The 11,609-nt window shown below is 53.3% G+C and carries 13 protein-coding genes and 1 pseudogene; all 14 read right to left on the reverse strand.

Annotation, left to right across the window (positions count from 1 at the left end; translation table 11 throughout):
- Positions 1-165: 165 nt before the first annotated feature.
- The gene (locus ACLD4F_RS21730; protein WP_000468307.1) at positions 166-384 is read right to left on the reverse strand and encodes a DNA-binding transcriptional regulator; all 219 of its coding nucleotides are present in this window, start codon (positions 382-384) and stop codon (positions 166-168) included.
- 66 nt (positions 385-450) lie between these two features.
- Positions 451-1,620, reverse strand: coding sequence for a phage late control D family protein (locus ACLD4F_RS21735; protein WP_023171367.1), 1,170 nt, complete (start codon positions 1,618-1,620; stop codon positions 451-453).
- Positions 1,617-2,102: a phage tail protein gene (locus ACLD4F_RS21740; protein ID WP_000978862.1), complete on the reverse strand. Its 486-nt coding sequence runs from the start codon at positions 2,100-2,102 to the stop codon at positions 1,617-1,619. The genes ACLD4F_RS21735 and ACLD4F_RS21740 overlap by 4 nt, the downstream gene beginning before the upstream one ends.
- Before the next feature lie 14 nt (positions 2,103-2,116).
- Positions 2,117-4,561 (reverse strand): phage tail tape measure protein, encoded by a 2,445-nt coding sequence (locus ACLD4F_RS21745; RefSeq protein ID WP_411011032.1) that lies wholly within the window; start codon positions 4,559-4,561, stop codon positions 2,117-2,119.
- On the reverse strand, positions 4,554-4,691 hold the full coding sequence (locus ACLD4F_RS21750; RefSeq protein WP_322741397.1) for a GpE family phage tail protein: 138 nt from the start codon (positions 4,689-4,691) through the stop codon (positions 4,554-4,556). Before ACLD4F_RS21750 ends, ACLD4F_RS21745 begins: the two co-directional genes overlap by 8 nt.
- A 14-nt stretch (positions 4,692-4,705) precedes the next feature.
- Positions 4,706-5,041, reverse strand: a complete 336-nt coding sequence (locus ACLD4F_RS21755) for a phage tail assembly protein (RefSeq protein ID WP_001029726.1) — start codon at positions 5,039-5,041, stop codon at positions 4,706-4,708.
- Positions 5,042-5,103: 62 nt separating this feature from the next.
- A complete protein-coding gene (locus ACLD4F_RS21760) occupies positions 5,104-5,622 on the reverse strand; it encodes a phage major tail tube protein (RefSeq protein ID WP_023171372.1) in 519 nt (172 codons plus the stop codon).
- A gap of 15 nt (positions 5,623-5,637) precedes the next feature.
- A complete protein-coding gene (locus tag ACLD4F_RS21765) occupies positions 5,638-6,825 on the reverse strand; it encodes a phage tail sheath protein (protein WP_023171374.1) in 1,188 nt (395 codons plus the stop codon).
- Between the two features lie 134 nt (positions 6,826-6,959).
- Positions 6,960-7,559: a tail fiber assembly protein gene (locus ACLD4F_RS21770; protein WP_114046401.1), complete on the reverse strand. Its 600-nt coding sequence runs from the start codon at positions 7,557-7,559 to the stop codon at positions 6,960-6,962.
- Entirely contained in the window at positions 7,529-9,640 is a 2,112-nt protein-coding gene (locus ACLD4F_RS21775; protein ID WP_079961385.1) for a tail fiber protein, read from the reverse strand. The genes ACLD4F_RS21770 and ACLD4F_RS21775 overlap by 31 nt, the downstream gene beginning before the upstream one ends.
- A 10-nt stretch (positions 9,641-9,650) precedes the next feature.
- Positions 9,651-10,181 carry a phage tail protein I gene (locus ACLD4F_RS21780; RefSeq protein WP_050178739.1) on the reverse strand — a complete coding sequence of 177 codons (531 nt, stop codon included), beginning with the start codon at positions 10,179-10,181 and terminating at the stop codon, positions 9,651-9,653.
- A complete protein-coding gene (locus tag ACLD4F_RS21785) occupies positions 10,174-11,082 on the reverse strand; it encodes a baseplate assembly protein (RefSeq protein ID WP_001749791.1) in 909 nt (302 codons plus the stop codon). Before ACLD4F_RS21785 ends, ACLD4F_RS21780 begins: the two co-directional genes overlap by 8 nt.
- 6 nt (positions 11,083-11,088) lie before the next feature.
- Positions 11,089-11,436, reverse strand: a complete 348-nt coding sequence (locus ACLD4F_RS21790) for a GPW/gp25 family protein (RefSeq protein WP_000127148.1) — start codon at positions 11,434-11,436, stop codon at positions 11,089-11,091.
- Positions 11,433-11,609: pseudogene (locus ACLD4F_RS21795) on the reverse strand (phage baseplate assembly protein V); the annotation flags it as partial. The gene ACLD4F_RS21790 and the pseudogene ACLD4F_RS21795, both read right to left, overlap by 4 nt.

Here is an 11,609-nt window from a genome sequence, read left to right on the forward strand (position 1 = left end):
GGCCACCAAATTTTAGCTTTAAAATCATATAATTAAGCCACTCTAAAGAGTGGCTTTTTTGTTACCTCATTTTCGAGTGGCGATAAAATGGCGGTGGATTTTTTACCGCCACTTTACTGAGGGCATAAAAAAACCCGCACGCGGCGGGCATTTAACGAAAATTTATCAGAGCCACAATGGTCGCTGACCACCAACAGTCGGGTGCGGCGGTGCCGGGTCGATGGATCCCGGAGTAACAATAAAGCGTTCTATCGTTTCCATTGTCATAAACGTACAACTGCAGTTGATATTCTGGCACTGGTGGTAGCGCTCTTTCGTATTTTCGGTTAGATAGCGGCTTGTTCGCGCATGTGCGGCATGATGGCACTTCGGACAATGAAACATAACCCACCTCTCATTCTCAATTCGTGAACCAATAATAATCACTAATTCACTTTTTGTGAATACATTTTATTCATCATCCGATTCCGCACTGTACTCCACATCAGAGAGTTTAACCTCAAGCTCTAAGCCCGTCGTGAAGCCACTATTATTCATATTGTGAGTCACCTTACTGATTAACCAAGATTGCTCGTCTATGACGCGCTTAAAGCCTGACACGCGCACCGGTGTCTCAGGGAATAAATCAGCCCTACCAAGCGCCAGCGTAATTGAAAACTCCGCAACGCCTCGCTGCAGCTTATCCCACTTAGCCTGAGCGGCGCGCATCGCCTGCGTTCTGGAAGCGTAGACCGTCGTCAGTGCCAGCACGTTATCTGCCTCACCGACCATATACTCACCTTCACGAGCCTCCGGCTCTTTTCTGGACTTCGTCTTTTTGCTGACCGGCTTTGCTTTCGGGTGTTCCAGTGCGCGAAGGTGCTTCTCTTTTGGCTGGCGTTTCAGCGTCACTTTCTGTTTTTGCGGCTTCGGGTCTTTGGTGTGCAACCATTTAGCTGTTACACCGGTATAAGCTCCGCGGTCGGCAATGGCAAACTGATGACGGTCGCCGTCACTGCGGGTCAGCGTCATTTGTGGAATGGGCTTACCGCTGGCCGTCAGCGCACTACCGGCTTTCAGAAACAGTAGTTTTCCCGCTTTAACCGATACAGTCGCTCCGTTTCGGTCAGCCAGCCGGGTAAGAAATACCGCGTCGGATTCCTGCGACTGGTCGATATGCGGTACCGGGATTTGTTTCAGCGAATCCGCGACGCTGGCCGTCAGTTTGTTACGCTTTGCAATGGTGCTGACCAGCTCACCGAGGGTGGTATCGTGCCATGATTCTTCACGTCGTGAATTGAGCGTTCCGCGAAAGTCTGCACTACGCGCCCGGATGGTCAGGGTATCAGGCGCGCCCCGGTGCTCAATCTCATCGACCGTAAAATCACCTTTATTCAATAGCGCCGAACCCTGCCAGCCAAGCCACAGCGTCAGCACCGCCCCGCGCAGGGGTAACTCGACTTTTCCGTCGGTATCGTCGAGCTCAATGTCGAGCTGGTCAGCCTCAAAACCCCGGTTGTCGGTCATGGTGAGAGAAATCAGCCGGTCACTAAAATTGCTGGTAATGTCCTGGCTGTTCAGCGTTAGCATAAATGCCGGTGCAAGACTGGCACCGGCGTCAATGGTCATGCCCGTAATCATGTGGTCAGCCCTCCGAGCGCACCCTGCAGCTTATCGGTCAGATTACCGGCAGAGCCGAGAAGCTCGCTCGCCTGTTTATTCAGGTCGCCAAACATTGCCGTCAGTGATTCATCGACCCGTTTTAGCGAAAGCGTGAAATCAATCTTTCTTGCCGCGCCATCGCTGAAAAACTCGGCGTGCGTGGTCGACACCTTATCGATGATATACATCCCGAGGATTTTGCCAGTCCCCTCAATCAGCGGCCACGCCCTGCCCTCATCGGCCATCAGTTCCACAGCCAGCAGGGATATATGACCGCCGGTAATGGCAGGGTAAAGTGTACCGGCAAGCTGTATTGAGGTTTCCCCCTCGCCGAGAAACTGATATGCAGGCGGTTTACCTACCCGGTCATTAGACGCCCAGCGGTAATCTTTCGAATGCTGCATTGACTGATAAGGCAGAGTACGGAGTTCAAAAACAAACATTCCCAGCGCAAGCATCATCGTTTTATCCTTCCTCAGAAATCGTGGGTCATACTGGCACGCTGGCGCGCACGTTTATCACGTTCAATCTGTTCGAGCGTGTCGCGTAATTGGCGGTCAAGCTGATGCCCCGGCGCAACACCACCCGGCAGAGTGATGTTGTATTCTCTTTTGCTCTGGTCAATGTAAGAGCGCCCCGCCGGTGCGGTAACGGGCTGATAAGCCTGATAGCCGCCATATGTGCTGGTTGCCGGGATATAGGAATTACCCTGCATGGCGGCGTTGGTTCTGGCGGCGGCCTGGTCGATGTTGCCTGACTCTTTGTTGATAATGCCGAGCTTTTCGAGAAGCCAGTCGACACCGCTGCGCAGCTTGTTAAAAACATTGAGCGGAGCCATCAAGGCCGAAGCCAGTGCCTGACCAAATATAACGCCGACATTTTTGCAGCTATCGAGCGTCTCCTGTGTGGCCTTCACCGGTGCAATCAGGTCTTTAAACCATTGCCAGACTCCGCGCAGCTTCTCACCGAGTCCGTCAAAAATGGGTGCCAGTGGCGTAAATATTTCCCCGACCGGAGCAAAAGCACTCATGATGCCCTCAATCACCCCCGAGAAAAATGCGCTGATGGGCTCCCAGTATTTACGGATGAGTAGCGCACCAGCCACAATCGCCGCCCCCACAGCCATAATCGGCCAGGTAATCGCACCGAGAGCTGTCACAATGGCGCTGCCGGAAACAGTAAAGACCGTACCCATAACGCCAGCAGCGGCAATGATGGCGTTAATCCCCATAACTACCGGCCACGCCACAAGACCAATGCCGCCGATGATGCCAATCAGAGCAAGTGCGCCACCGGCAATAATGCCGATAGTTTCCGCGAGTCCCTTATTTTTCTGGATCCAGTCGTCGAGCTTTAACACGTATTGCGTGGCTGTTTGGGTGAGTTTACGCAACGAGCCCTCTTGCTGGTCAAAAAGGTCGGTACCGATTGCCTCATAAGCAGACTGGAACTCTTTAAAGTCGCCGCCGAGGTTATCCTGCATAACCTTAACCAGTTCCTCGGTTTTGCCGTCTGACGCTTTCAACGCGGCGGTTAGCTGGTCGAGCTTGCCGCTGGCCGCTGCCGCCATCAGCACATTAGCCGATGAGCTGGCTTCCTCACCGAATATCGTTTTCATGTATTCGGCTTGCTGCCCGGTTCCAAGATTGTTGCGCTTAAAGCTGGCCTGCATTTCTTTCAGGATGGTAAATATCGGGCGCGTATTGCCTTTGCTGTCTGAGGTTTTGACGCCCAGCTCTTTGAGGGCATCCCATGCTTTGCCGGTTGGAGCCTGCAGGCGACTTAATACTGCACGGCTTCCGGTACCGGCCATCGAGCCTGTAATTTTTGCATCATGCAGAGCGCCCACCATTGCAGCGGTTTCTTCAATACTGACACCGGCGTTTTTTGCCACCGGCGCGGCATAGGTCATTGCATCACTGAGGCCGTCAAAGTCGGCGGCGGTTTTGTTCATCACCGTCGACAACACGTCGCCGATGTGTGCCACCTTGTCATTTGAGAGCTGGAAAGCGGATTTCATCCCCATCAGTAACGCGGCGTTTTCTTCCATTGTGCGACGGTTAGCAAGCGCCATATTCAGAGTGACTGGCGTTGTTGCCTGAATCGCGGCGGCATCACCACCACCTTTTGCAATGATAATCTGCGCACTGGCAGCATCGTCAGCAGAGGCGGCAGTATTGTCGCCGAGCTGGCGCGCCTGTTTGCGCAGCGCCTGCATTTCTGGCGACTGCTTTTCGACCCCGAGCACAGCCTGCAGCTCGGAATTTTTCTGCGCAAAGTCATAACCGGGCATCAGCAATTTAACCCCGGCCATCGTTCCCGCTGTCGCAATACCTACCCCGGCAGCGCCTGCTGCGGCCATGTTACCGGCAAGCTCTTTACCTGATTTATATCGTTCTTTCACCCGGCTTAATTTCGCCTGCTGCGCACTGACGCGCGCCAGTGCATCACGCTGGCGGTTAAGCTGCGCCGTCGTTTCGCTGATGGAAGTTTTGAGTCGACGCTCATCGGCAGACAGGGTACGGGTATTAATACCAGCCTGCATCAGCTCGGAGCGCTGGCGCTGTACCGATGTTCTCAGGCTGTTATATTTCGTCTGCAGCTCAGAGGCGGCACGCTTTGCCGCGTCGAGCGCCTGCGCCTGCGCGCGGGTCGGACTGGTGGTGTTTTTAAACTGCACAGCCAGCTCACCGGCTTCACGCTTCGCCTTGTCAAGCGCCTGACCAGTTACGGCCAGTTGCGCGCTTGCCTTACGAAAGCCGTCGATTTTCGACGCCTGACCGTTCAGGTCGCGCAGACCCTTTTGCGTGTTGCGAATATCACCCGACAGGATTTTACTCGCGGTCTGGATAGATTTAAGCGGTCGGGTCGCCTGGTCGACCGCTTTCAGCAATACCTCAAGCCTCAGGTTATTACTCATTGTGGTTTCCGCTACGCTGCAGCGCCTTTTCGCGCCATGTGATGAGCTCGCTCAGGCTCAGGGAACAGAGTTCTGATGGCGGCCAGTGGAATATCACTGCGATATCCGCCATCAGGTCATCAGTCGACAGGTCTGGCGGGAAGTCTATTCCGCCGAAGCCGGTGACAAAAAACCAATCACCTTAGCGGCCAGCGACAACATATCGGGCAGGTTCATCGCGGTAAGCTCCTGCGCGGTGAGCGCGGGGTAGGTCATGCGGGGCAGCACCTTAATCAGGGCGTCGACTTCGGACTGCGCCACCGCTGCCAGACTGACGCCGCGCAGGGTACCGGCGTTCGGCTCAATCAGGGTGACTTTATCAATCGTCTGACCGGCGCGCTTAATTGGTTTGTCCAGGGTCACGACATTCGGATTCACGGTGTCAATTTCATTGCCAGCCGTATCAATAAATTCAGCGGTTTTACGTGGTGCTTTTGCCATGATGTTTTTCTCTGTTCTGAATGGGGTTAATAACCGGCCAGCAGTGCTGACCGGTCAGGGAATTACAGCCCGATTGCGCGGCGGTGCTGCTCCAGACGGTCGACGCCGTTCACCTTCTCAATCATGTTGACGGTGTCGATTTCGATGACGTCGCTGCCATCAATCGTGAGGCGGTAGTAGGTGCAGACAGTCGACAGTTTGGTCGAGGTGTTTTCACCCTGCTTATTCTCGCCGCCGTCGATTTCTTTATGACGGCCACGCATGACCACCTCGACCGCCACGATTTCGCCGGTGTCGTCGCGCTGGTAAGAACCGGCAAAACGCAGCGGCACAGCATCAGTACCCGGGGCGGCGTACTGCGCCCACAGCGCCACATCAGGCAGGCCACCGACAGACCATTCGACGGTGAGCGCATCATCGTCGAGGCCGAGGTCAATCGCTGCCGCGCCATTCATACCGCCGCCGCGATAGTTTTCGAGCTTGCGGGTCAGTTTCGGCAGCGTCACGGATTCAACAACACCCATGTAGCTGAGGCCGTCATTGAACATATTCAGATATTTGAGTTTACGGGGTAGTGCCATGTTATTTCAGGCTCCTTAGCTGTTGACCGATTCAGCCAGATTCACCAGATATTTATCGGTGATACGCTGGCGCAGGGTCAGGCTCTCCAGTGGCGGAACCGGTGTATAGTCGTAGTCGATATACAGTTTCCCGGCCTTGAGGGTTTCCTTGTCGTTCGATTCCTCATCGAACCAGCATTTACCCTCCACGATGTAGCCGTTTGATTTCAGCTCGCGGAATTTGGCGTTAATGCCGTCAACAATGTCACGAATGAGCGTGGCGGTAATGGGCTTGTCGACCGCCCACATGTGCGCCTCCGCCATCGTGTCGGCCAGTACCTGCGCGGTGCGGGTGTAGTTCTCAAACAGAAAAAGCGGGTCATCCGAGCAGGTGCGGTTACCCCAGAAGCGGAAACCGTCCTTGCGTACCAGCGTTGTAACCCCGGCCTCGTTGAGCAGGTCAGCATCGGTGCCGGATGCCTGCAAATCCCAGAACACTGAGGCGCTGATGCCGGTAACGCCCTGTACACCAACGTTAGACAGGGTTTTGTGCCAGCCGACAGTCTGGTCGATGTAAGCACGCAGGCCGAGTGCACGCGCAGTGGCGTAAGCCGTTGCGGTGGTATTTTTGACGGTGTCCCACGCGAGGAAATCAGGCCAGATAACCATCAGCTCGCGCTGGCTGAAATTTTTACGATATTCCATCGCTTCGGAAATAGTCTTACATCCCCACGCGCTGACGTAAGCAAATGCACGTAACTTAATGGCAGCCGACGCAAGCGCGACCACGACCTCTTTAGTATCCAGCCCCGGCACCCCAAGAATACGCGGCTTGACGCCGGTGACGGCCTGAGCAGTCAGGAGAGCCTTGATACCGGTGTATTTACCGTTCTCATCCGTACCTCCGATAATGTTGGAAACAGTCTGTGCGAGCGCAGCTTCCTCGTCATCGCCGGTTCCATCCTCAACACGTACAACAACAGTGACGGGTTTTGACTGGTCTGCGATGGCCTGCAGTGATGCAGCCAGCGTGCCTTTTTTACCGGCTTTCGCAATGGCGCTTTGCACATTGGTAATCAGCACCGGCTCATTGAGGGGAAACAGCGTGGCATCTGCATCACTGGCTGTACAGACCATGCCAACGACTGCAGTCGCTACTGTGGAAATGACACGCGTACCGTCATTAATTTCGATGACCTGCGTGCCGTGGTGAAAATCACTCATCCGGTTAACTCCGTGGTTAAGGGGTGAGTATATTTTCAGGTCAGTACACAAGAGGGGGCTATTTGTACCGGCTGTCAGGTTGATGGCACAACGACAGGAAAAAGAAAAGGCGGGTAATAAACCCACCTGAATATTTAGCGTGGTATATCCGGCCAGTCAGGCGCAGATGTATCCACCCGGTTTACCATTACGCTGTAGAGTTCCCATGCTTCAAGCCGTTTAATCTCTTCATCTGTGGCAATTTTTAGTTTTACTGCCCGCGCCAGTGGTGCGATGGCTGATTCAGCTTCAAAAAGGCGACGAATTTTTTCAGCCTCGGCATTTTTACGCAGCTCTTCCGGAGAATAACCCCGTTGAACGACTTTACCGTCCTGATATAACCACGTACCATCACCACGGCAATCATCAGGGCAGTCAGCAGCGTCTATTTCCGCAACAGACATATTAACCGGCCACAACATTGATACAGAATATGTGTTGCCACGTTGCGGGACTGGCTTATTAACGACACCCCAGATAACCCCTTCATGGTCGTACATTATTTTTGCAGTATCATCAGAAAATAATGACTGACACTCATACCAGTCCTGTCCATCGTCCGACTTCAGAAAATATGCACCTATATTTATTTCAGCCTGAGTTTTATCCCTGTTTACGGGCGCGTCAATAAGTCTGAAATTTTTGATATTCTGATATTTTTTCATTATACCGTTCCCCCTTGTACGGTATACCACTGACTCCCGACTCGTTTTTGCAAAGGCGCATAATTAATACCATCAATATTTTCGCCCTGATAATCTTTCCAGACGGAGGTAACTACATATCCGGGAGTGTTAGGCCAGGAACCTGCATTGTTCCAGGTAGTCACTGATGTGCCAGCCCCTAACTGAACATCTAAGACGAGATTATTATTAATCCAGGTACTTAACCAGCCATTTCCCCATAGCGAACCAAAGATGTCGCCGTTATTCTGATAGATAGCCCCGCCTGCACGAAGCGTGTTAGCGGTGATATCGCCATTGACCGTAAAGACAATCGAACCATCAGGATTTCGCTGGCTGTACAGATGCCATCCCTGATCGTCGTCCAGTTCAATAACTGTTGGCCTGTTTGCGTCGCCCCATAAATTAAACGTGGCTGTCATTGTCGAATTATTATTACTCGTCAGTGACAGCCTTTTCCCGTCACCTGCTCGTATGCCACCATTAGTGAGAACATCTACTGACATGTGTAACCCGGAATTGTCGATATAACCGACCCGGGCATTATTGGCGTAAATACCCAGAATGCCGTCGCCATCCTGTTTAAACCCTGTATCGTTATCACCGAGCACAATCGAATTACCTCCCAGTGCATTGTCAGTACCAATACTCAGCGGTCCGTTAAGCTGCCCCCCTGTAATCGGCAATGCCCCCACATCACCGGCTGTTGGTTTCATCAGACTACTGTAAATTGTATATGTCTGACCGCTGGTTGAGTTCCCCGGCTGTACTGATGAATATTCAGGCGTACTGTGCAACGTGACATTTGCATTACCGGTGTAGTCATATTGCGCAATTAACCAGTACGCATACTGGCCGATATTAATATAAATATCGTAGGTGTCGCCTGATGTATTAACCCATGCGACCTCGTTAGCCGCAGCAGGCGAGCGTCTCCACAACGTGGCAGTTATTCCAGCAGGTGAACCATTACCGGCACGCAGTACCAGTTCACTGATTGCCCCTTGTTCAGATGAACCAGCGTTAAACCCCGCCCCTCCATATAATTTAATCACCGCAGTTGATGTAGCCTGCGGCATTACAACTGTGGCGATTTTGTACCATCCAGAAGCATTATTAAATGTGATATTGGTAGAGGTCACGGCACCGATAGTTCTCGCAAATTGTTTTTTGTCAGGAATATCGCCGCCATTACTGTTTTTCGCCAGCCGCCCGTTCGCATTATCCATAGCCGCTTTAACCGCTTTCGACGTTGCGGCCAGCGTCTCAGACGTGCTGTCAGTGGCATTGCTGAGCTGGATAATCCCTTTACGCGCTGTAGTGGCGTCCTGAGCTGTATATTTCGCGTTAGCAAGGTCATATGCCACCTTGACCGCTTTCGGTGTCGCGGCAAGTGTCTCAGACGTACTGTCAGTGGCATTGCTGAGTTGCACAATGCCTTTACGCGTTGTGGTGGCGTCCTGAGCTGTATATTTCGCGTTAGCAAGGTCATACGCTGTCTTGACAGCTTTCGGCGTCGCTGCGAGCGTTTCAGACTCGCTGTCTGTCGCGTTACTGAGCTGAGTAAACCCTTTTTCTTTAAGAGTGGCATCAGGATGACGACGGGATTTTTCATGTTCGGCGAGCCTGTCGTCGACATAATCCTGCGTCGCCATCACCATCGTTGAGTCAATGGAAAGCTCCACAGACTCGACACTGCTGACAATGATGACCATGCGGCATGTCTGCGCACGCCCTGAGCCCTCGGCCAGTTCTGGCTTGTAGCTTTCGGCCATATTGGCAACAGCAATCAGCGTCCCTTCATCGTCGTAAAGGCCAAGCTCACGCATCCAGAAGCCGCCCACCTCCGGCGGAATAACCAGCTCGGCCACAATGTAATTACTGTACCGGTTGTCCTGGCTGATTTTATTCAGAGTGTGACGCCAGACCTCATTAACAAGCTGCGTCTGACCGGCTTCAGGATCCGGCAGCTTTCCGCCGCCGTCACCAACAGCCATAACGTTAAGATTTATTTTCTTACCGCCCGGCATGGTGGCCGCAGCAAGCTTAGCGGCTCCGGCAGTGGTGATAACGGTTTTAAATTTCGTGCTCATTATTCCTCACTTATCCCGGGTAAACCGTAATAATATCGCCGTCGCAGGACACGCCGCCGGTATACAAATAACCGGGAATGTCCTGGACAATATTCAGGCCAGTCAGATGACGACTGGCTGGTTTTGCATCCGCAATCAGTCGTTCCATTTCGAAATACATTTCTTCGGTAATGCCACTTTCAAGCACCCCGATATCAAGCCGGAATGTACCTGGCGGGTCGCCGCTTTCCCACCATTCCGTTACATTGATGACATAGCCGAGAGGCTCCACTACCCGACGGATTGCGCCGATAGTCCCCTTGTGGCAGTGAATGAAATATGCATCACGGATAACGGCACGTTTTGTTCCCTCCGGCCAGTTCTCATTCCACCGGTCGACAGAAAACGCCCACGCCAGCCACGGCAACAAATTTTCCGGGCAGGTGTCAATATTCCACAACGCGCGGATGTTGACCGGCGTCCTTTCAATCTCTGCACATGCCCTTGCGGCGGCGACTTCCAGTGGCGATGAGCCCACCGGCAATAATCGTGAGTCATTCATCAGATCCCCCGATTACTAGGCTGTAGTCAGTGCAAAAGGATGCCTGTGTGTTATCGAGAACAATATCTGCGACCGGTGCCGCCAGCTCCACCCGCTGAACCCCCTCAACATGCAGGGCGGCATAAATCGCTGATTTACGGATATCGCGCCCGAGGCGGTGCTGCGCGCTGATATAGGCTTTCAGCTTTGCCTCAGCCGCCGCCCTGATGGGTTCACTTTCCGGGCCGGGATAAAGATAAAGCGTGGCGTTAATCTGGTAGTTAACAATTTCGGCTGACTGTACCGTCACCCGGTCAGCGACCGGCCTGACATCTTCTGCGTTCAGGGCATTGCGCACAATTGCAAGCAGTTCCTCAGATGCGACGCCGTTGTTTTCACGTGACAACACGGAAATCGTCACACAGGCTGGCGACGGGCTGATAACTGAAATATCGCCGACGCGCCCGTCAGCACTACGGCCATGATACTGGTACGCCCCGACAGGCCCCGCCACGCTCAGCCCCTCAAAAGCCTGCTGTATACGCAGACGATAATCGGCGTCGAGTTCCATTTCTGCCGGGGTGGGTGGAATGGTGGTGTCATCAGCAGGCGTGACGACAAGACGCTCAACACTGAAATTTACCCCGATATTATCGAGGTCACTGTCTATGGCATAAGCCAGCATCACTGCGCGTGCAGCTTCATTGACACGCTGACGCCAGATAACCTCTCGGTAGGCGTTTTCCTGCAGCAATTTAACAATTGGCTCAGACTCAAGTGCGAGCGTCCGGGCGACGGCTTCCTGTTGGTCTTCGGGATAGAGCGAAATCAGCGTCGCAATGCGTTCCGCAAGGATGGTTTCATAGTCCAGTTCCTCAACCACGTCTGGAACGGGTAACTGACTCAGGTCAACGGTTGCCATAGTGATTTAACTCAGTGAAACAGTGGTTGAAACTGACGCACCGGTATCGGTACGCATCCCGGTAATATCGACATACATTTCGCCAGTATCGCCGCGCTCAAAGCTGATGGAGATAAGCCTGATGCGTGGTTCCCATTTCTGGATCGCGGAATAGCACGCAACCATGATTTGCAGCCTGAGCGCCGGGTTTTGCGGCATGTCAATCAGCGCAGACAGGAGCGAGCCATATTCACGACGCATTACCCGCGAGCCGACCGGCGTCAGCAGAATGTCGCGCATGCTCTGGCTGATATGCTCACTGTCACTGATACCTATGCCGGTATTGCGGTTCATCCCCAGATAACGCGCTGTCATTTTGTGCCCTCCGTCCAGTTCCCGCCCCGTTGTACGCCGCCGTGACCGTGGTTATCGACCTGCACGCCGTTTGATTTCAACGTGCCACCGGTATGTTCGATGTTTCCCCGCATGGCGCCGCCTTTCTGCACCTCAAGCGTCGCCGTCGTCAGTTTGTTGGTGCATACCACCTC

Origin of the sequence: Salmonella sp. 741265050_HSA, from assembly GCF_046569445.1 — a bacterium.
GTDB lineage: Bacteria > Pseudomonadota > Gammaproteobacteria > Enterobacterales > Enterobacteriaceae > Salmonella > Salmonella enterica.

Excerpts from the sequence above, each read along its gene's own strand:
- ACLD4F_RS21730 (WP_000468307.1), bottom strand. The coding sequence starts at position 384 with ATGTTTCATTGTCCGAAGTGCCATCATGCCGCACATGCGCGAACAAGC.
- ACLD4F_RS21735 (WP_023171367.1), bottom strand. The coding sequence starts at position 1,620 with ATGATTACGGGCATGACCATTGACGCCGGTGCCAGTCTTGCACCGGCA.
- ACLD4F_RS21740 (WP_000978862.1), bottom strand. The coding sequence starts at position 2,102 with ATGATGCTTGCGCTGGGAATGTTTGTTTTTGAACTCCGTACTCTGCCT.
- ACLD4F_RS21745 (WP_411011032.1), bottom strand. The coding sequence starts at position 4,561 with ATGAGTAATAACCTGAGGCTTGAGGTATTGCTGAAAGCGGTCGACCAG.
- ACLD4F_RS21755 (WP_001029726.1), bottom strand. The coding sequence starts at position 5,041 with ATGGCAAAAGCACCACGTAAAACCGCTGAATTTATTGATACGGCTGGC.
- ACLD4F_RS21760 (WP_023171372.1), bottom strand. The coding sequence starts at position 5,622 with ATGGCACTACCCCGTAAACTCAAATATCTGAATATGTTCAATGACGGC.
- ACLD4F_RS21765 (WP_023171374.1), bottom strand. The coding sequence starts at position 6,825 with ATGAGTGATTTTCACCACGGCACGCAGGTCATCGAAATTAATGACGGT.
- ACLD4F_RS21775 (WP_079961385.1), bottom strand. The coding sequence starts at position 9,640 with ATGAGCACGAAATTTAAAACCGTTATCACCACTGCCGGAGCCGCTAAG.
- ACLD4F_RS21780 (WP_050178739.1), bottom strand. The coding sequence starts at position 10,181 with ATGAATGACTCACGATTATTGCCGGTGGGCTCATCGCCACTGGAAGTC.
- ACLD4F_RS21785 (WP_001749791.1), bottom strand. The coding sequence starts at position 11,082 with ATGGCAACCGTTGACCTGAGTCAGTTACCCGTTCCAGACGTGGTTGAG.
- ACLD4F_RS21790 (WP_000127148.1), bottom strand. The coding sequence starts at position 11,436 with ATGACAGCGCGTTATCTGGGGATGAACCGCAATACCGGCATAGGTATC.